Here is a 20,529-nt window from a genome sequence, read left to right on the forward strand (position 1 = left end):
GTGACGAAAAAATTTTATCATTTGTTTTTATCCGAAAAAGCGGATAGCTTGTTTTCATAATGAACAACATTAGGTTATTCAATTTCTACTATTATTTCATGGTTTAGCAGTTCTAAAATTTCAAGAATTCGATTGCGAACGACTTGAGATTGTAAGTTGGCTGCATAATTAACTGAAACCGCAACAGAGATAATTCCTTCAAGTTCCTTTTGTTTTAAAATTTCACGGGTTTGTAATGATTTACTTGATTTTGGTTGTTGAAACGGATTTACATTTGTTCCTTCCAATATCCATTTCAGATTTTGTTCATCATTCCACCATTTATAAAACCCTTCCCGAAGTATTCCATAATCACTGTACAAGGGAATAACTGATTCCCACATGGTTGTGAACCAGATGCTTTCAATGATTTGTATATCTAAAACTTCAGTAGGCCAAGTCGTTAGTAATTGGTTCAATTTTTCATTCTGAATTAAAAGGATATTACCAGAATTAATAAGGTTATTCTCTATAGGTTTAAATGCAGGGCTACCAATCAAAATGTTTAATTGCGCATTAAGACTATCAGTTTCAACACCAAAGGGTTCATCAATATATTGCAGTGTTTTAGTGGCCGCTTCAATTATTTTTTGTCGATGCTTAATTTTTTGTTCTAATTGTAAAAGATTAGCATGGTATTCATCTTTTAGTTGACTTAATATGTGTTGTTCTTTTGTATGGTCTTTTCGGCCTTCATTCCAGTTATTTACTTGTAAGGCCAGTAAAATACCTACCATTACAAGCACAATCTCACCAATGGCATATTTTAGGTATTTACCAGTTTTATTTTCCATAATTAAAGATTGGCGAATGTGACGAAAGAATTTTATCATAGCTTATGTCCAAGTGGACATCTCATGGGTTGGTTATAATGAAGCACAATGGTTATGTATATGCAAAAATGCGTGTTTGCTTACTTTAGATTTTACGTCTTGCCACGCTTTTAAGCGAGGAGGAAAATCCTAGTACACAAACACGCATCTCAAATGGGTTTAGCTAAAATTAGCAATTTTCTATATACGGTGTTGACCACTGGTTTTCCCAGTGTTAAATTACTCTGTTGCTGGTGGTACTAATGTATAACCCCACTGCTGAAGATAACTTAATTGATCGAAATACGCTTCCTCAGAAACCACCTTACCCTCATCATTAAAGGTAAAAATGGTAAGTCCATGAGTTACACTTGATTTTCCTGTTGGAGGCTGGTCCCCAAACATTCCGGTATTGGTGCCTTTAGCGGTCCATTTGCTTATGGTTTTATTCCCCACTATTGTTACCAATTCATATGTAAACGTAATATCAGGAATAGCGGTTCTAAATGTATTTATTAGTCCAATATAGTCGTCGCGACGTTTTGCATCGGGCTCGCCATTTTGTTTCCTTGTAAACTCTGCAACCATGTTTGCTTCTACAATAGAGGTGTCACCAGAATTCCAAGCGACGAAAAGTGCTTCATTAGCTGCGGTCATCTGTTCTTCAAGGGCCTGTTGTTTAATTTCTGCTTCTGTTTTGACATCATTTTTTTGTTGATTGCAGGACGCTAATACTACCATAGTGAGTACTAAAAATGTGGTTTTTGATAGTGTTTTCATAAATGTAATTGGTGTTTAGATGGTTAATTTTATTTTATTTGACTTGTGGTCAACGGGTTGTATGACCCTAATATACGGTTTTATTCGCTTAAATGTCAGAATATCAACACATTTTGTTGGTTGCGTTGAAACAGCAATACAGCTATTATTTGATTTGATATTATCCATGAGTTCTCGATACGTACCGCCTTGGCGGCACTACTCGAACTGACAGTGTTTGTGATGTTTGTTGATAAGTTGTTTGTTGTTAAGTTGAGACCTAAAGCAGTGTATTTTAATTGGGTTGCGGGTTATAGGCCCAGCATTCCATCTCTACACGAGCACCGAGTGCTAGACCATTTACGCCCATTGCCGAGCGTGTAGGGTACTTACCTGGCTGAAAGTAGCCAGCGTATACGTCGTTAAATGCTGGCCATTCAGCCATGTCGGCGAGCATCACGGTACATTTAAATACGTCATCGAGACCAAGACCGTGGCTGGCAAGCGTGGCTTCAATTCTTTCGAACATGCGTTTAGTTTCAGGTACAATCCCGCCCGGAACAAGGCCTGTTCCTTCCTCATTAACTCCTATATCACCAGAAAGGTAGAGGATATCCCCAACCTGTACCGCACTCGAAAAGGGATAAGGAAGTTCAGAAGGTGTAAATATGGGCGCCTGTTTCTTTAAATTAAGGTCGGCAGGGGTGTTTTCAACACTGATGTTAGCATCAACCGGATTATTGACCTTTTCATCTTGAGCATTTTTACAACTCAACACGACTAGCAGTATAACAAGTGATGCTATAATTAATTGCTTCATGAGGATTATTGTTTTTAAATGAATGCTAAAGGTTTAATTAAGTTGTCTATGATTCCGCTAACTCCTTAAAGATAGCATTTTTTGGCTTGGCTTGGTTGTGGGTAATGACATATAATTGCTGTATGAAGATGTACCACTATCATTTTACCCCAGAGGCTCCAATTAATTTTCATTCAAGACAAAATTTTTAATCAAACGAATAATGAGTTCTTCTTCCTTTTCAAATCTATAAACTAGGGAAGTATGCGTTCTGTCCGGAATTTCAAACATCTGGATGTTCTCATTAACTTCTGTTTTCATCGCTTGGGCAAACCGCTGTACTTGCAATTTCCGCCATTCCAAATCGGCATCACCATAAATTAAAAGGAAATTATTTCGATTTGGCTTAATATGAGGGCTTACTGACGCTTTCAACCAATCTTCTGGATCAGTACCCCAAATGGTTTTAAAAACTGGCTTCCACTCAATGCGATCTTTGGCTGTTTCTTCAACGTATAGAAAAGGACTTATGATGACTGCACCTGCTAGGGTGTCTTCTAAATCATGATCTTGCAGATAGGTAAAATCTAGTGCGAGAAGAGCAGCGAGATAGCCTCCAGCCGAATGCCCTCCAACATATACCTTTTTAGGGTCACCACCATAGTGAGCGATGTGTTTTAATACCCACGCGGTGGCCGCAGCGGCATCTTTGACGTGAGCAGGATGTTGAACCTCTGGCGATAATCGGTAATTGGCACTTACCAAGCCAATGCCAGCCTTGACAATTTCAGGGGCTATAGGTGCAGCCCAATCTTTATTTCCATCGAGCAAACGGCCGCCATGGAAATACACAATAACCGGAACCTCTTTGGCATTGGCGGGCATATAGATATCCAATTTATCTTTGTTGTCTCCATAATCCACCGCATCTAGGTAGTCTATATTTTTTATTACTGTAGCTTGCCCCATGGCAAGCATAATGTTGAGCAGTAAAACGAGTAGTAACATATAGCGTTTTTGATACATAAGCTTCTTATTAAAATGTAACTCTTAACCTGTTTGTATACAATGAGTTGCGTGTTATAACACTAATGTACTAATTAATTCAGTAAATCCCCTAACCAAGGCGTTTTATAAAAGCGTTTTGGAGTTTAACGGTATAGCTTTGCTAAATCTTTAATTTCTCCTTCCTAAAGCGTTTAAAACATAAAACTATAGATCCATCGGCTTAATCCAATAAGCACCAATAGGATGCCTTCTAGTCTTGTAATCTTCCATCCGGTTCTCATAAAAACAAGGGCTAATATCACCATAAAAAAGAGCAATACTAAATCGATACGGGCGCTTAAGTCCACTTCCAAATTTTGAATCATTGATGCCACGCCTAATACGCCAAACATGTTAAAGATGTCGCTTCCAATGAGGTTGCCAATTGAAATGCCATATTTCCCGCGAAGTGCCGCCACTATAGAGGTGGCTAACTCTGGCGCCGATGTTCCGGCAGCAACAATGGTAACGCCAATGATCCAATCTGATACGCCCATGATGCGAGCCAGAGCGCTGGCAGAGTCTACCAAAAAATGCGAACTGCCAACCACCAACACCAAACTAAAAAGTAAAATGAACGGCGAATACCACTTATAGGTACTGACACTGTCGTCCTCTTCCTTGATTTCTTTTTTAAACAACAGTGCACCAATATAAACGATTAAAAAAGAAAAAAGGAGTACCCCTTCAAAGGTACTAAGCACTAAATCCCATAAAAATACAATGAGCATAACCGTTCCAAACAATAAGACCCCGCCATCTCTATACACAATTTTTTTACTGGTAGAAAGACTTTTAATAATGGCCGTTCCGCCTAAAATGAACCCCAAATTAAAAATGTTAGACCCCACAATATTGCCCACAGATATATCACTCTGACCATTAATGGCTGAAATTATGGTTACAGCAAATTCAGGTGCCGAGGTGCCAAATCCAACTATGGTTAGCCCTATGACCAGTTCAGAAATTCCAATTTTATGGGCAATGGCTACGGCCGAATCGACCAACCACATAGCGCCTTTGGTGATTAGTAATATAGTGGCTATAACAATAAGTACATCAAAAATGATTTCCATAGCTGCGTATTTAGTTTTTTGAAAACTAGGGCCTTAACCATGTTTCCGTTGCGATTTTCAGCACGAATGTAGTAAATAAATCGAGCCAAATATACGTGCCCTTATTTTTTTAATGAGCACTTTGAAGGGTATAGCGCCAATTGGTAATTAATTTATTAATAATCAACAATTTGGTGCTGACCTACGCCTTTTAATTGTACTTTTAAGAGACACCAATACATCCTTATGAAAACACGACTGCTCACCCTGCTTGCTGTGGCTTTGCTCATAGCCTGCGCCGACCAAAACCCCTCCAATACCACGCCCGATACCAACGCCGCTACAGGCCTAAACGGGGCCTGGCAGGTGACCCATATGGAATGGTCTAATGCCGATACCAGCATCGTAAAAGCACCCTTTCATAAAAGTATTTATATCTATACTAACAGCTACTATAGCGTGGCTGCGGCCATAGGGGAGCGCCCCTCGGCACCCGAAGTGAAGGAGGGCGAAGCCATTGATGCCGACTATTTTAAACAGGTGTATTTAGGCTACCTCTCCAATGCGGGCACTTATAGTCGTGTTGGCGACTCGCTCATACATCAGGTGATGGTCGCCAAATCGCCCACCGTGATGAACAACAACACCCGTATCGCCCAACACTTTAAACTCGATAAGGATACGTTAATTTTAAGCAGTGCCGACCCTTATAAAGTCACCACTTTAAGGCTTATACGGTTGGAGGAGTAGGGAGGTATATGTTTTGTTTTTTTATTTTCCACTTTTTCTTCTATTATCGTCTTTACATAACATTTGGCAATTTTCCTCAATGGTTTTGCCTCCTTCATGCCAAGGTGTAATATGATCTCCTTCCATTTCGGAAATATCAAAATGGTTTTTACAAATAAGACAAATTCCTTTTTGTTTTTCATACACTTTTTGTTTCATAGAATCCGTAAACGTTCTAATGCCTAAATATCTCTCGTCTCTTGTTAAAATGTAAGGATAAATTCCTTTTTTTCTTTCAACATCGTCATCAGCAATTAAATTAGCAGTTTCATTTTCTATTGCTTGTGTGTCAAAAACTTCATCTTTAAATTCATTGTATAAACTTCCCCAATCTACACCTTTCATGAATTTTGTACGTTTTTTTACAAAAGTACCCTGAACCCAAGTAATGACACTTTGAAAATATTGCCATAATGCTAATGCGTTTGGGTCGTGTTGATGATTTGCCATATAGACGTCAATATTTCCATTTGATATCCATTTAATAGCAGTTTCTAAATAGTCTTGCCTATTGGCTTTGCCATTTAAATAATCACTGCCTATGGCTTGTGCGGGATTTCCATTTCTACTAAAATATCTTTTAGCATCTGTGACCCAAGAACCTGAATATACGGCGTTTTTTAATTCTTGCTTTGTTAGTTCCTTACCAGCAATATTTATAGTTTCAAACCATTTTAGCTTTTCACTATCTTCACCACTACATATATAAACCATTAATTCATAGTTTAATATTTGCTCTTTTTCGTCCTGCTGTAGATTATGGAAATATTTAAACAAATATGCAAAATCACCATTAACATATTGGCAAATGGAAATTGTTCTTTGTTGCCCGTCAATAACCTCATAATTTCCGTCTTTACGAACTGCCCAATACATTACATTTAAAGGGAAATCTTTTCTTAAAGTATCAATGACAGCATCTCTTTCATTGTCACCATATACAAATTCACGCTGATAAGGTGGCCTTATGTCAAGTTTACCACCATAACCAAGAACTCCATTTTCTTCGTTGTCTTCATAATCTTCAGTTAATTCTTTAACAGTTATTTTCTTTAGTTCAATGTTCATAGTCTTTTGTTCTTTATAAAAACTCTTGCATAAATATTTTTACCATTTATAAGTGGTCTGGCATCTTTATCTCCCAAAAACGGAATTCCTACTATTTCTTCATCATATCCTGCAGACGCTGACATACCTAAAATATCAAATTGTTCTGGATTATATTTATCAATAAATGTGATAGGTACACCCATAACATCTTTATAATCAAAAGGAATTTCTTTTGTTTTATCTACATTTATTGCATCATAATTGTCATATGTTGAATATTCTTCGGGCTTGTAGGATTTAAATAGAATTAAATCTTCGTGTCTTTTTGCAATATCCATATTAGTAAACCATACAGCCTGTGCTCTGCCTTTTACAACACCATCAACAATTTTGTAACCACTACCTTGTTTTTTCGTGGTTACTAATTCTTTAGCAAAGTCTTCTGGTACGTCAAATAACATATCAGTACTCATTGGTGTATTACCAACCCACATATTATTCTCCTTTATCAATCTGAATATTTCTTTATAAGTAATGGCGTTTTTATTACCAATTAGTACAAAGTGTTTTTTATATTCCATTAACTGAGTTAAGTATTCTCTAAAAAGTGAAAATGGTGGATTAGTTACTACAATATCAGCTTGTTTAAGCAATTCAATACTTTCTTTACTTCTAAAATCGCCATCTCCTTTTAATTCAACTACTCCTATTTCATCTACATCCGGAATATTGTTTCCATTTTTATCTCCATTATATTCAAGCATAATTGCTTGTTCAGAGTCGTTTTGACTGAATAAATCACTATTTTGATTTTTGTAGCAGGTTGTTATGAGTCTTTTAAGTCCAAGTTTTTCGAAATTATAGGAAAAATAGTGAAAGAAGTTACTCACTCTTGGGTCATCGCAGTTGCAATAAACTACCTTGTCTTTAAAGTGATTTTTATAATGTTTTAATTCCTTTTCTATGTCAGATAGTTGAGTGTAAAACTCATCCATTTTTGACTTTTTAGCTTTATGTAAACTTTTGTTTGGGACTTTGTTGTTAGACATTAATTTTGATTTTCGATGTTTAAGATTTTTCTTTTAGGTTTCTACTTTAAATGGTGCAATGCGGTTATAGGCATAATAAATCGCTGTATCATGAATTTATTTCGGTTTTAGATCTTCAGGTATTGTTACACTTTCAGGCACATCATTTGCTTTTTCTTGTTCAATAAATTCAGGTGGTATTCTATTTTTAATTCTACTAACAATTGTTTTTATTGATTTTCTACCTCTCCACCAAAGTATTAACAAGAAAAGTCCACCTATAAATCCAATTATAGTAACGAAAAGAAAGCAATTTTGAATTAATTCTGAAACGAATTTTGCAGTTGAAATTGCTAAAACGCAAGATACTGCAGAAGATAAAAGAAAAATTGCAAAATTTAAATAAATACTATTTGTATCTCCATTTTCCAATATTTCTAGTTCATGCTCCTTTACTTCGTATAAGTCTACTGAATCGACGCGTCCTCTTCGAACACGCAATGGCTTATCACCAACATTGTTGTTTTGCGAATTCATAGGTGTTTTTTTAGCCATTCGTTATTTTCTTTTCCGTAAGAATTTTTCCAGGCCGCTTCGGTTCCAGAGCGTATTACAAAAATTCTGTCTTCTGCTGTTGTCATCTGAATAATTTCATCTCTAATTTCAGATGCTTTTTTTTCACTTCTAATAGCAGTGGCATTCGAATGTATTGGACAAATTCCGTTACTTTTCTCTCGAATATATTTCTTTATCTTATTTAGTCGAGTTAAGTCATTTACCTCAAATGTGACTATGTATGTGTTCATATAATGTATTTCCTTTTCTTTGATTATAATTTATGCTCAGAATGTGTTACTACTAGTTATATACCGTTTATAAATAAAGTATCACATATCTTAAGTTTGTATATAAATATATCTGTATTTTGAACAATAGTAAAAATAAACTTTTTTTGTTTACAATAGTATACGTAGTTCTACGTATTTCATTATGGTTTTGGCCATGCGTAGTTGCGTGGTTTAGCATTAAACGTTACAAGTACATATAGGCGAAAACAAGCAATTACTTATAGCCATTGTTATGTAACGTTTTTTATCAGATATTTAAATCCGCAATTAGTATTAATCTCTTTATAGTCTTTTAGTTTGTCCAAATCTGCTTTATTTTCGACTGGATAAAATGTTTGTACTCTGAAATAGTCTATTCGCTTATTCCCTTTTAAGTATTTTGTAAACGGTCTGAACCAGATAGCATAAATTTTCCCATTAAATATAATGTTCAAACTTCTGTTATTAAATGTATTGCTTTCAGGTAATTTTTTATAACACTCAATTGCATTTAGTAAAAAATTGGGAATACTCTTAAATCCAACGTTTTCATCAAAATGATAGGATTTGTCAGCTTGATGTTCTTTTATTTGTTCCGAAAAGTGCCTGAACATTGTATGAACATAAGTAAATCCATCAATTAATATTTTTTCGCCATTTAGTTCAGTCGTTTCTTCTTCTTTCCCTAATTCTTGATAAAATTCTTTTACTAAAAGATAAATATATTTTCCGTGAAGAACTAATGACTTTTTTAAATATTCTTTTCGATTGCTTCCGATTTGTAATCTTTCACAATATTTGTCTAATTCTTTTATTTGATATTTTGTTTCTTGAGAAACGTAATTGATTAATTCACTTCCGTTTAATTTGTCACTTATAAATAAATTCCATTCATCGTATTCTTTTTGTAAAAATGCTACATCAACACGTTTTCTTTCAATTGGGATTTCTCCATTGAAGTTGTATACTTTTTTGTTTCCGTTTAAGTCGTTGAAGTAAAGTAAATATCTATTTCTGAAAACATAATCTTTACAAGAAATATAATCGTGAATATTTAAGTCTTTTTCTCCTTTAGCATTTCGAAGACTCTCTACAATTCCACAAACAAACTGTTGTTCCGCTAAACTAATTTCTTTATTTGCAAATACTCTGTCAGCAAGAGTTTGAACAATTTCGTCAAAATCCGTAGGTTTTCCACTTTGGGCATTAATTGACTGTAATTTTTCTCTTGTGTAATTCATTTAGTTGGTTTGGGTAAATGTTACATAACTCGTTATAAACATCCAAATACTGCTTTATAACAGCATTGAGTCAGCTAAAAGTAAATGTAAACTTTTTTTGTTTTCGATGCTATACGTAGTTCTACGTATTTTAAACAGCATCAAGCAGGACTTACTTTTGGCTTTGTTCGAGACTTCTCCTAAAAAATCGAATTTTTAAAAAATAAGCCAAAGCGTTTCTCGAACAATCCTCGAACAACACCCGAACAAAACCCCTCAAAAATGCCCTAAGTGTGTCAATAGCGGTCAGCGTAGGTCAAACTCGGTCAGCGTGTGTCAGGGTGTGTCAGCATAGGTCAGCGTGTGTCAGGGTGTGTCAGCATAGGTCACGGTGTGTCAAACTCGGTCAATCTCGGTCACGGTGGGTCAGGCTATTGCAGGCGTGGCGGGGCTAGACTACTTTAGTCCTGTTTAACACCAAATTCATATTTTATGGCAACATTTGAAAAAGGCATCCTAGGAGGCTTTTCCGGAAAAGTAGGCAACGTGGTTGGCGCACGCTGGAGAGGTCGCAATGTGATGCGCAGCTTACCCCAACGTGGTAACTACAATCCTACACAGGACCAATTAGAGCAACGCGAACGCTTTAGCGCCGTGATTGCATTTTTAAACCCCATCAAGGCTGTGGAGAGCCAGTATTTTGGAAAACCCCAGGGCGACAAGAGCCGCTACAACCTGGCCACCTCCTACCACTTAAAGGAGGCGCTCATTGCTACGCCTGATGGCTTTACAATCGATTATCCCAAAGTGCTTATTAGTAAGGGTGACCTACGCGGACTCAACAACCCAAGTATTACCGCCGCCGCTGGGCAGATTTTAGAGCTGGAGTGGAACGACAACAGTGGGCAGGGTAATGCGAATCCCCTCGACAAGCTTATTGTGGTGGTGTATGCACCTGAACCTAATTTGTATCAGGTGTTTGATCCCGCAGGCACCCGCGAAGAGGCGGCTGTGAACCTGCCCTTGCCGGCTTTTATGGCTGGCTTTGAGGTGCAGGTGTGGGCCACCTTTAGTACGGCCAACTCCAAAGAGGCAGCCATTAGTAGCTATCTGGGTGCCCTTGTTGTAACCTAGGGTAGTAGCCAAGGCACTTTATGTATTGCCAGTACTAGCGTCATAAAAAACTCTAGCACTGGCAATTGTGTTTTTAGGCCATAGCCATTGGTTTAGGGGCTATCGGGATTAGGCCTGTGCTGCTGCTTAAGGTTGAGCGTTGCTCTTTGGAGCAGCATGGTATTGATAAAGTGTTTTGGAAACACGATAATATTGCCCAGTTTGTAGGCGGGCAATTCGCGTTTGCGACGTAAACGGTACACAGTACTGCGGCTCATCTTTAAATGCCGCATGACATCTTCGGTAGTGTACCATTCTTCTAGATTGGCCATATTAGGGTCGATGGTAATGCCTAATGCTGGGTTGGGCAAACTAATGATTTGAGGGGGACGGGGAGGCAAACGTTTCTTCAAATGCTAGACTTTTAGAAGGATTGAATGACTAATTTAAATGAGAGTAAGGTTGTCTATAATTGATAATTGATAATTGATAATTGATAATTGACAATAGACAATAGACAATAGACAATTGTTAATTGTTTGGTGTTTGTTACTTCGAGTGTCCCGCCAAGGGCGGGATGTATCGAGAAGTATAGTGAGAACAGCGCCATTACTTATAGCCAATGTTACGGGCTGGTTTATATGATTTTAAAATTTATATTTAGCATAATGTGAACCGTAGCTCTCGTAAAGACCCATTAATTCTTTAGCTTTTTCTTTATCTTTAGGTACTATTCCTCCTTTTTTATAAATTAAAGCGAGTTCTTTGTATGATTCTTTATTAAAATAAGAACTTAAATCTACATAATTTGCAGTGATTGTTCTCCACCTAGTTGCAAATAGCGAAATGGGATAATTTGGTTGTATGCTTTTTTCAAACCATTCTAAGGCCTTTTTTTCATCAATCACCACGTTATGTTTTACAAATACTTTTTTCAAAAACCCATAACCATTATCTGTTGATGGGGTTTGTCCATATTTATAAATCATACCTAAATAATACATGGCATTTGGGCTTCCGTTTTCTGCAGCTTTTGTATACCATTCTAATGCCAATTTAGCATCGTCTCCTCCAGTAAAAGTAATTCCTGATACTATTACTTTTTTATTTCTGTCATACCAATCTGCTAAACGTAACATGGCATCAACGCTACCCACATTTGCGGCATTTTGTGCGTATAAAATCCAATTAGCGTCCTCCTTTTTTTCTTGTGCAACTTCCATATAGGCATCTGGATTTTTATTATTGTATGCTTCATTAAACCATTGTTGCCTTTCTGGCACCTTCACTGTTGAGAATAATGCACTACTTGCAAAATATAATATCATTCTCGCATTTTCGTTTCCTTTTATTGCTGAGTCCATTAAGGGAAGGTATAATAGGTCAAAACGGTTTCTATCATCTAATATTCTTTTTTCCCAATATAGATCTTCTGCTATTTTTTTTTGTCGGGCATATTCTGCTGCTGCTGCTTCTCTTCTTTGAATTTCTGCAGGAGAGGGCGTAAATAGGTCAATGATGTTATTGGCTAATTCGCTCAACTGTTGCCCGGTTTCATAGTTTTTTTGGTATACACTTGTTGTAGAAGCATTGGTTTCAGGAATTCCAATATCTGATAATTTTAATTCGTAGCTTTTTGACTCTGTAGATGGCGTGTCTTTGGAATTGGTTTGAGTTGTTGGATTGTAATTGTTAGAAATGGTTTGAGTTGTTGGATTGTAATTGTTAGAAATGTTTTGAGTAGTCTTGGTTGTGCCAATTTGATTTATTTTATTCATTATTTGTCCTAAATGCATGGGTTCTAAAGCAGCTCCCATAACTTTCATGCTAAAATCTTTTGCTTCGCAAAATTCACCACCTGCTCCAACTGCAACATTCATTTGTTGTACATCATTTAAATTTCTAAAAGTAACTACATTAGCTTTTTGTTGTCCATTACAAGTATATGATACTCGAATACTTATTAAATGTAAGTTGTTTGGTTTACAAACATCACCCAATTGTGAACAGGAATAGTATTTTTTGTCACCATATGCATTGTAGAATCCTTTAGCATCTGGAGATGCTTGTACTAGTGTTGCGGTATAACGGGTGTCAAATTGAGTTGCACCAGTTGTTTTATGGATTCTCACCACTATATGATATGAAAATTCTTGTCTATTAGTAGAGCTGGCATCGTAATAATCGCTCAATTGAATTTGTGCAAAGACAAAATTTGTAAGTAATGTTAATGCAATTAAAAATGTTTTTTTCATATTTTCAGCTTGTTAAATTTTATGGTCTATTTATTTTCTGTTTGATAATGTGCTAAACTTGCTCATACTAGTGATGTACTCCCAAAAACTGCCATACAACAGCCTTGAGTCACCTAAAGTAAATGTAAATCATTTTTTAATACGCTGGCATACGTAAGTCTACGTATTTTATAGGGAAGGGGGTGTTAATTGACAATTGACAATTGATAATTGATAATTGATAATTGATAATTGATAATTGATAATTGTTAGTTGTTGGTTGTTGGTTGTTGGTGCTTATGGCTTATTGCTTATTGCTTATTGTTAATTGCTTATTGCTTATTGCCTATTGCTTATTGTTAATTGCTTATTGCCTATTGCTTATTGCCTATTGCTTATTGCCTATTGCTTATTGCCTATTGCTTATTGCCTATTGCTTATTGCTTATTGCTTATTGCTTATTGCTTATTGCTTATTGCCTATTGCTTATTGCTTATTGCCTATTGCTTATTGCCTATTGCTTATTGCTTATTGTTTGGTGTTCGAGTGTCCCGAGCGCAGTTGAGGGGTGGTTGCCTATGCCCGTGATTAATGATACCACGGTGCTGGCAGTAGTTTTTATTTTAAAAATCAAAACACTTTACTACTTTAATCAACTCTGCGCCATCCCACTGCTAATCCATTTTCCACTTCCATTCCAACACCTTTAGCAGCGACCTTACCTTTAATTAGCCAAGAAACATCGTAAAAGCTCCCTTTTTTTTCAATTACAAGGTCATATTCATCTGAAAAATCTCCATTTTCAAAAAAGTAACGTACGTGATAATTCCCAACATATCCGCTTTCCTTTGGTCCTCCTGTTGCAATTCCAGGGCCACTATAAGCATTGCCATAATTCCATCTTGCAAATAATGTTCCAGGTGTATTGCTTTCTGTATACAATACGAAGCCAATATTCAAGAGTTCTTTATTTTGGGAATCAGAATTGTCTTGAGAAAAAGATAAGTTAGGAAAAATAGCAAAAGTTAAAACCAATACGAGTAATTTCATTGGTGTAATTAGTTGTTGATTTGTTTTCATTGTATTTTGTTTAAATGGTTAGTGTTCTGTTTAAATTACTGCCAAAGTGTTTAGCTTCGCTGAATCTTCGATTTAACTGCGCTGAATCTACGTTTCGTTACGCGGTTAAGTAACTAATTTAGTAAATAAAAACCTAATGAGCAGGAGTGCAGCGAACAGACTGTGCTTGTGGTAGTTGGTTTTAATTGATAATTGACAATTGGCAATTGATAATTGTTAGTTGTTGGCTGTTGGCTGTTGGTTGTTGGTGCTTATGGCTTATTGCTTAATGCCTATTGCTTATTGCTTATTGTTAATTGTTTGGTGCTTTTGTTATTTTTTATCAATTTCTGATTGCACTACTTTCAAAAGTGATTTGCATTCAGTCAAAAGAGCAGTGTAATTTCTTATTTGAAAAGTTAATAGTCCATTCTTTCCATGAAGCGAGTTTAAAACAAATGGTTCATTTTTATAATCATCGATAGTCTTTTTAGGTAACTCTATGTTATTTTTAACATGGTCAAATCTCAAGTAAAACGATTCAATTTCTCTTGAGTAGTTTTTTAATGACTCATCAATTCCATTATTCATTTGGGTTGCCCTTTTATAATAATTAGTCAAGGCATCAAAAATAGTATCATTTCTAAACAATCCTATTTGCCCAGTTGCAATCATATTATCATATAATGACGTATTTGCCGAAAACTTAAAATATTTATACCTAGCATTATTTTTAAAAGTCAATTCTCTCGTGTGTTTAACAGTCAGAATTTCTTGTGATAGACTTGTTAGGTCATGAATTAATAAACTGTCGGAATGCAAAATATTTTTTAATGAAGTAATGTCCTCATTTAAGTTTGAACTTAATTTATGCAAAAACAATTGTTCTTTTTGTCTATCTTTTCTCGCTTCATTCCAATTATTAATCGATAAGGCTATTAAAATTCCGATAACCACAAGTATAATTTCGCCTATGGCGTATTTTAAGTATTTAGAGGTTTTGTTTTCCATAATTAAGGTTTGACGTATGTGACGAAAGAATTTTATCATTGTTGATCTTGGTTTTTACATAATGGAGTACAACTACTTATATGCTCAAAAAAACTGGGCTATAACAGCCTTGAGTCACCTAAAGTAAATGTAAATCATTTTTTAATACGCTGGCATACGTAAGTATACGTATTTTATAGGGAAGGGGAGTGTTTATTGATAATTGACAATTGATAATTGACAATTGATAATTGATAATTGTTTGGTGTTGGTTGTTTGGTGTTAAGTTGTTAAGTTGAGGAGTAAAGCAGTGTATTTTAGATGGTGTTTGTCACTTCGAGTGGTTTTGCGCAGCAAAAGTGTATCGAGAAGTTTTTCTAATAGTTTTTTTGATATGTTTCGTACAAGTTCTCGATTCATCCCGCCCTTGGCGGTACACTCGAACTGACAGTGCTTGTGATGTTTGTCACATCGAGTGGTTTTGCGCAGCAAAAGTGTATCGAGAAGTTTTTCTAATAGTTTTTTTGATATGTTTCGTACAAGTTCTCGATACATCCCGCCCTTGGCGGTACACTCGAACTGACAGTGTTTGTGATGTTTGTCACATCGAGTGATTTTGCGTAGCAAAATTGTATCGAGATGTCTATATTTAACTTATGAAAATATATTATGTTTATATACTTAAATGCGCAGATACTACCTATTACACAGGTATGACATCAGATCTTACCAAGAGAGTAATGGAGCATCAATCGGGAAAATATAAGGATAGCTATACCTATGCAAGACTCCCAGTTGAGTTAGTATATTATACAGATTTTACGAATGTAGAAATGGCAATTGATGTTGAAAAACAAATTAAAAAGTGGTCTAGAGCCAAAAAAGAAGCATTGATAAACAAGGAGTTTGATAGACTACCCTTACTAGTCAAAAAGGATTTTAAAAGATAGCAGTTCTCGATACATCCCGCCCTTGGCGGTACACTCGAACTGACAGTGATTGTGATGTTTATTGATAATTGATAATTGATAATTGTTTGGTGTTTGTCACTTCGAGTGGTTTTGCGCAGCAAAAGTGTATCGAGAAGTTTTCATCAAAGTTTTTTTGATATGTTTCGTACAAGTTCTCGATACATCCCGCCTTTGGCGGTACACTCGAACTGACAGTGCTTGTGGTGGTTGGGGTTTATTGATAATTGATAATTGTTAATTGTTTGGTGTTTGGTGCTTTAGTTATTTTAATTTTTTCTTATTCAGATGTTAATTCAATAATTCGGTCAATTGTATTATTAATTTCCTTTAACTCGCTTTTAAGTATGATATCATTAACTAGTTCTTTTCTCAAAGCAATTGCATTCTCGAATTCCAAACTATTTAAAAAGGTATAGTCAACATTATTATAATCGAAAATATTAGTGTTATTTAAAAATGCTAGAAAAGAAATATGATTATTGAAATAGGGCACATAATTATCAAAACTATATTCCTTGAAAAGTATTTCTTCTTCCTGGTAATCTTTAACTTGTTCATCCCATTTTTGCAATAATTCTCTTAATTCAAGATTTGATATTAATTCATAAGAAGAAGTGTTGGTTAAAGAATTAACTGAAGATTGTTGTGGGTTGAATGTATAATGATTAAAAGTTTCTGAAATATAAAAGGATAGAGAGTCTTTATTAACTGCTTTTATATCTATCGGTATTAAATTCAAGATTTTTGTAGCATTATTAGAGACTTTACGGTGGTAAAAAACAACTGTATCTAATTGTTTTCGATTCAGTTTAAATTCTTTATTAATATTTTTAATATAATTTGTTTCTTTCTTCCTTTCGATTCGATTGTTGTTCCAATTATTTACTTGTAAAGCCAAAAGAATACCAATCATAACAAGAATAATTTCACCAATAGCATATTTTAAGTATTTACCAGTTTTGTTTTTTTCCATAAGGTCGTATCGTATTTTTCGAAAGAATTTTATCATTGGTTAGCGGTTGGTCATAATAAAGCACAATGTTGTTGTGCTTTCGTTATTATTTAATCTCATCTCTAATTAAAGGAATCAGTTCATTTATTGATTGTTTTATTTGAACGAGGCTATTTATATTAAATGATAACATTGCATATATATCTCTTGATTCAGAAGCTAATTCAAAGTAGTGTTTTTCAAAAAGTTCTGATGTTGTACCTTGAGCAATAGATAGTTCTGGTGTAAAATCAACAACCAGGCCAATTTTTTCTCTCATTATAGAACCCAATTGATTATGATATTTGTAGTCAATTTGGGAATCTAAATCTTCATAAGCTTTATATTGATAATCGTAAAGATTAATAAGTAACGACTTTATTTTTTCGGATTTTATTAAATCAAAACCATTGTTTGAGGTAAGTAAGTTATAAACTCCTGATTTTGGAATAAAACTTCGGCCTGTATAACCAAATACCATCAAATATTTGTTAAGATTTTCTCCGGAAAGTTCTAAAAGCTCTGTGTTCTTTTCTAAAGGAATAATTTTGCGTATTGATTCCAATCCTATCATATTCCTTTCAATAGTTTTTTGTACTGTAATTGAGTCTTGCTCCAGCGATGTAAGTAAATTGAGATAGTTTTCTTTCGCTAAATTTGTGGCTTGCCTATCCTCATTCCAATTATTAATAGATAATGCAATTAAAATTCCGATAACCACAAGTACTATCTCACCAATGGCATATTTAAAATACTTTCCAGTTTTGTTTTTTTCCATAAGGTCGTATCGTATTTTTCGAAAGAATTTTATCATTGGTTAGCGGTTGGTCATAATAAAGCACAATGTTGTTGTGCTTTCGTTATTATTTATACTTTTCTATTTCTTTATCAATATCGGTTAATAATTCGTCTATTTCTATAATTGACTTATTGCAATCCATTTCATAAACTTCAGCTAGAAATGTCATCAATGATAAAACGTTCAAATATTCTTCCGAGTTCAATAAGTTTTGATAGTCATTTGGCTCATAACCTTCAGCCGATGTTTTGAAATATTTAAATATAATTGGCGAAATGCTGTTTGTCAGTAAATTAGAAGTTTTAATTTCTTGGTCATTTAATGACGAAAATACTTCGTCGTGTAGCCTAATTATTTTTAACCTCAATTCAGAATTGTTAATAATATCAAACCCTTGACTTTTTAGGTTTTCATATGTTGAATATGAAATTTGGAAAGAATAATCGGCTGTAGGTATTGTAAAATAATTTTTTAAAGTGTCATTATATGCTAGGTTACTATTCAAATGTTCCTCAAGTAATTTACCTTCGTAATTAAGGTTCTTGAAATTGAAAGAACGCTTGTTCAATTTTTTTCTATTTAAGTTTAATGAGCTTTGTAATTCTGTTAATAGAATTAATTCCTTTTTAGTTGATTTTCTTTGTTCATTCCAATTATTAATTTGAAGTGCGATTAATATTCCAATCACTACAAGTATAATTTCTCCAACAGCATATTTAAAATACTTGCCGGTTTTATTTTTCTCCATAAGGTCGCGTCTAATCTGTCTAAAGAATTTTATCATATGCTTTTTCCCGAGAAAGCGGGAAGCTTATTGGTTGGTTATCATGAAGCACAACGGTCTAGTATAAGATTAGTTGCGCGGGTTAGCGATTAACTTTGTAAGTACGCACCAAACTGAAAATCCGGCCTGCCACGCTTTTGGGCGTGGGAGGATTTTCCAAGTAAGGACAGACCAAGCCATAGCTTATATATATTGTTAGCCTTGCGTTATGAGTTCTTTCTTAATTAATTCTGCAATTATTTTTGTATGCATCAACATTTTCTCTGCCTCATTTTTCATTTTACCAACATGCCACATTTCATCTACAATTACATTTTGAAAGTCACGATCTTTCAATAAGCCTTCGTAATCCGATTTTATGGCTCTCTCTTCGATATTGGGATATTTTTCCGGATTTCCCCTTATAAAAAAAAGATCTGTATAGGAAATATATTTTGCTATTAAGGGTCTATGCACCTCTAAGACTACATTCTTCGCGTCTAATTCAGATTGCTTAAATTCTTCGATTGCAGACGGATAAGTAGTCAACAGTTTTTTTAATTCATCGTTAGAAATTAGTTGAAAACTTTCTGATCTTAGTAGTCCAATCAATCTTTCTTGAACTATTTTGGTATTTATATAACCAGTACCTCGGAGTTTGTGTTTCATCTGTTGAGTTAATAAACCCTTATCATATCCGAAGTAATTAACTAGTGTATCTAAGTGGTTCAAATCTTTTGGATATTCTACCAATGAAGCCTCTAAATTGGTTTGTGTCTCTCTAAAGTCTTCCAGTAAGGCTTTAAGAATTTTTGTTTCCTCTATTCTGCTTTTTCTGATTTCATTCCAATTGTTGATTTGCAAGGCAATAAGAATGCCTATAACTACAAGGACTATTTCTCCAATGGCGTAAAGCAAGTATTTACTGAATTTGTTTTCAGTGAGTAATCTTTGTCTAATTCGCCTAAAAAATTTAATCATATGCTTTGTCCCGAGAAAGCGGGAAGCTTATTGGTTGGTAATCATGAAGCGATTGTGTTTAGTTGCGCTGAATCTACAATTTAACTCCGTTGAATCTGCGATTTGTGTCCTGATTAAACTCCTAATTTAGTAAATAAAAATTGAAGTCTAGGGTAAGTTAGAGGCTTTTTGTAAATAGGTGAGTACTAGCAATGAACTATAAAGGGTGTTGTGATTTTGTTATTTATTTTTTAATTCGTTTTCAATCTGATCTATCATATCTCTAATTTGAGGTATGGTATACTCGAAATTTGATAATGTGATTTTTGCACGGTATTGAAACTCATTCATCAATTTTATAAAATCTTGGTTTTGAAATAAATCTTTGGGGTATTTTTTATTGTAAACATATTGATCTTGGTTCTTTGAAACTGTAGTATAATCTGACAAGGATTTCAAAGTCTTCATTTGGCTTGAGTACTCATCATTATATTTTGTTACAATTATTTCCGTTAATGGAAATTCGTGATCGTATAAATTGATAAGTTTCTGGCGCAAACTATCATTAGCTATTTTATCAATACCTGATGATTTGAGTGCTTCATAAGGCCCGGAATTATATCTAAAACCTGTACCATTTTGCAATACATACCAGTTACCATCCTCATTTAAATAAAGACTATCGACAAAGATTGATTTGTTTATAATTTGTTCAGAAATGACATTTACCATAGAATCTATGCTATTTGTTCTTTCAACCATAAATTCAATATATTTCAAGTCATCTTTCAAAGCACTTTTGACTTCTGATAGCATTTTAAGTTCATATGTACGATCTTTCTTCTCCCCATTCCAGGTGTTTATCTGTAACGCAATAATTATCCCAATAACCACAAGTATTATTTCCCCGATTGCATACTTTAAATACTTTCCAGTTTTGTTTTTTTCCATAAGTTCTAGTCTGATTTGTCTAAAGAATTTTATCATATGCTTTTTCCCGAGAAAGCGGGAAGCTTATTGGTTGGTTATCATGAAGTACAACGGTTTTGGCTATGCGTAGTTGCGTGGTTTAGCACCTAATTTAGTAAATAAAAACCGAATAGACAGGAGTGCAGCGAACTGACAGTGCTTGTGGGGTTTATTGGTAATTGACAATTGATAATTGATAATTGATAATTGTTCATTGTTAATTGTTTGGTGTTGGTTGTTAGTTGTTAAGTTGAG

General features: G+C 34.6%; 22 protein-coding genes. 3 read left to right on the top strand and 19 right to left on the bottom strand.

Features of this window, described 5'->3' with window-relative positions:
* Positions 1-74 precede the first annotated feature (74 nt).
* The 5 genes from ACFO5O_RS01285 to ACFO5O_RS01305 form a co-directional block, all read right to left on the bottom strand.
* On the bottom strand, positions 75-833 hold the full coding sequence (locus ACFO5O_RS01285) for a DUF6090 family protein (RefSeq protein ID WP_387960166.1): 759 nt from the start codon (positions 831-833) through the stop codon (positions 75-77).
* A 258-nt stretch (positions 834-1,091) separates the two neighbouring features.
* Positions 1,092-1,631 (bottom strand): ester cyclase, encoded by a 540-nt coding sequence (locus ACFO5O_RS01290; protein WP_387960168.1) that lies wholly within the window; start codon positions 1,629-1,631, stop codon positions 1,092-1,094.
* A 274-nt stretch (positions 1,632-1,905) separates the two neighbouring features.
* The gene (locus ACFO5O_RS01295) at positions 1,906-2,430 is read right to left on the bottom strand and encodes a RidA family protein (RefSeq protein WP_387960169.1); all 525 of its coding nucleotides are present in this window, start codon (positions 2,428-2,430) and stop codon (positions 1,906-1,908) included.
* A 162-nt stretch (positions 2,431-2,592) separates the two neighbouring features.
* Positions 2,593-3,435 (bottom strand): alpha/beta hydrolase, encoded by an 843-nt coding sequence (locus ACFO5O_RS01300; protein ID WP_387960171.1) that lies wholly within the window; start codon positions 3,433-3,435, stop codon positions 2,593-2,595.
* Between the two features lie 173 nt (positions 3,436-3,608).
* Complete coding sequence (locus ACFO5O_RS01305) at positions 3,609-4,532, bottom strand: sodium:calcium antiporter (protein ID WP_387960173.1); 924 nt, start codon at positions 4,530-4,532, stop codon at positions 3,609-3,611.
* Between the two features lie 225 nt (positions 4,533-4,757).
* Between ACFO5O_RS01305 and ACFO5O_RS01310 the strand changes: the two genes are divergently transcribed.
* Complete coding sequence (locus tag ACFO5O_RS01310; RefSeq protein ID WP_387960175.1) at positions 4,758-5,261, top strand: lipocalin-like domain-containing protein; 504 nt, start codon at positions 4,758-4,760, stop codon at positions 5,259-5,261.
* A gap of 21 nt (positions 5,262-5,282) precedes the next feature.
* Here the strand turns inward: ACFO5O_RS01310 and ACFO5O_RS01315 are convergent, their stop codons facing one another.
* The 5 genes from ACFO5O_RS01315 to ACFO5O_RS01335 form a co-directional block, all read right to left on the bottom strand.
* Positions 5,283-6,368 carry an HNH endonuclease family protein gene (locus ACFO5O_RS01315; RefSeq protein WP_387960177.1) on the bottom strand — a complete coding sequence of 362 codons (1,086 nt, stop codon included), beginning with the start codon at positions 6,366-6,368 and terminating at the stop codon, positions 5,283-5,285.
* Entirely contained in the window at positions 6,365-7,399 is a 1,035-nt protein-coding gene (locus ACFO5O_RS01320) for an adenine-specific methyltransferase EcoRI family protein (protein WP_387960179.1), read from the bottom strand. Before ACFO5O_RS01320 ends, ACFO5O_RS01315 begins: the two co-directional genes overlap by 4 nt.
* Before the next feature lie 96 nt (positions 7,400-7,495).
* Complete coding sequence (locus ACFO5O_RS01325; RefSeq protein ID WP_387960181.1) at positions 7,496-7,933, bottom strand: hypothetical protein; 438 nt, start codon at positions 7,931-7,933, stop codon at positions 7,496-7,498.
* Complete coding sequence (locus ACFO5O_RS01330; protein ID WP_387960183.1) at positions 7,912-8,184, bottom strand: hypothetical protein; 273 nt, start codon at positions 8,182-8,184, stop codon at positions 7,912-7,914. Before ACFO5O_RS01330 ends, ACFO5O_RS01325 begins: the two co-directional genes overlap by 22 nt.
* A gap of 272 nt (positions 8,185-8,456) precedes the next feature.
* Positions 8,457-9,446 (bottom strand): hypothetical protein, encoded by a 990-nt coding sequence (locus ACFO5O_RS01335; protein WP_387960185.1) that lies wholly within the window; start codon positions 9,444-9,446, stop codon positions 8,457-8,459.
* A 471-nt stretch (positions 9,447-9,917) separates the two neighbouring features.
* Here ACFO5O_RS01335 and ACFO5O_RS01340 point away from each other — a divergent pair, with 471 nt between their 5' ends.
* Positions 9,918-10,559, top strand: a complete 642-nt coding sequence (locus tag ACFO5O_RS01340; protein ID WP_387960187.1) for a DUF6266 family protein — start codon at positions 9,918-9,920, stop codon at positions 10,557-10,559.
* Between the two features lie 92 nt (positions 10,560-10,651).
* On the opposite strand, the gene ACFO5O_RS01345 is transcribed toward ACFO5O_RS01340, so the two are convergent.
* The 4 genes from ACFO5O_RS01345 to ACFO5O_RS01360 form a co-directional block, all read right to left on the bottom strand.
* Positions 10,652-10,939 carry a helix-turn-helix domain-containing protein gene (locus ACFO5O_RS01345; protein ID WP_387960189.1) on the bottom strand — a complete coding sequence of 96 codons (288 nt, stop codon included), beginning with the start codon at positions 10,937-10,939 and terminating at the stop codon, positions 10,652-10,654.
* Positions 10,940-11,185: 246 nt separating this feature from the next.
* Entirely contained in the window at positions 11,186-12,793 is a 1,608-nt protein-coding gene (locus tag ACFO5O_RS01350; RefSeq protein WP_387960191.1) for a tetratricopeptide repeat protein, read from the bottom strand.
* 627 nt (positions 12,794-13,420) lie between these two features.
* Positions 13,421-13,852 (bottom strand): hypothetical protein, encoded by a 432-nt coding sequence (locus tag ACFO5O_RS01355; RefSeq protein ID WP_387960192.1) that lies wholly within the window; start codon positions 13,850-13,852, stop codon positions 13,421-13,423.
* 312 nt (positions 13,853-14,164) lie between these two features.
* Positions 14,165-14,881, bottom strand: a complete 717-nt coding sequence (locus ACFO5O_RS01360; protein ID WP_387960194.1) for a DUF6090 family protein — start codon at positions 14,879-14,881, stop codon at positions 14,165-14,167.
* A 596-nt stretch (positions 14,882-15,477) separates the two neighbouring features.
* On the opposite strand from ACFO5O_RS01360, the gene ACFO5O_RS01365 reads away from it, so the two are divergent.
* Positions 15,478-15,771: a GIY-YIG nuclease family protein gene (locus ACFO5O_RS01365; RefSeq protein ID WP_387960196.1), complete on the top strand. Its 294-nt coding sequence runs from the start codon at positions 15,478-15,480 to the stop codon at positions 15,769-15,771.
* Positions 15,772-16,069: 298 nt separating this feature from the next.
* Here the strand turns inward: ACFO5O_RS01365 and ACFO5O_RS01370 are convergent, their stop codons facing one another.
* The 5 genes from ACFO5O_RS01370 to ACFO5O_RS01390 form a co-directional block, all read right to left on the bottom strand.
* On the bottom strand, positions 16,070-16,801 hold the full coding sequence (locus ACFO5O_RS01370; protein ID WP_387960198.1) for a DUF6090 family protein: 732 nt from the start codon (positions 16,799-16,801) through the stop codon (positions 16,070-16,072).
* A gap of 49 nt (positions 16,802-16,850) precedes the next feature.
* Entirely contained in the window at positions 16,851-17,561 is a 711-nt protein-coding gene (locus ACFO5O_RS01375) for a DUF6090 family protein (protein ID WP_387960200.1), read from the bottom strand.
* A gap of 85 nt (positions 17,562-17,646) precedes the next feature.
* On the bottom strand, positions 17,647-18,366 hold the full coding sequence (locus ACFO5O_RS01380; protein WP_387960202.1) for a DUF6090 family protein: 720 nt from the start codon (positions 18,364-18,366) through the stop codon (positions 17,647-17,649).
* A 195-nt stretch (positions 18,367-18,561) separates the two neighbouring features.
* A complete protein-coding gene (locus ACFO5O_RS01385; protein WP_387960204.1) occupies positions 18,562-19,326 on the bottom strand; it encodes a DUF6090 family protein in 765 nt (254 codons plus the stop codon).
* A gap of 219 nt (positions 19,327-19,545) precedes the next feature.
* On the bottom strand, positions 19,546-20,256 hold the full coding sequence (locus ACFO5O_RS01390) for a DUF6090 family protein (protein ID WP_387960206.1): 711 nt from the start codon (positions 20,254-20,256) through the stop codon (positions 19,546-19,548).
* Positions 20,257-20,529 lie beyond the last annotated feature (273 nt).

Source organism: Geojedonia litorea, assembly GCF_042654525.1.
In the GTDB taxonomy this organism is placed as follows: domain Bacteria; phylum Bacteroidota; class Bacteroidia; order Flavobacteriales; family Flavobacteriaceae; genus Geojedonia; species Geojedonia litorea.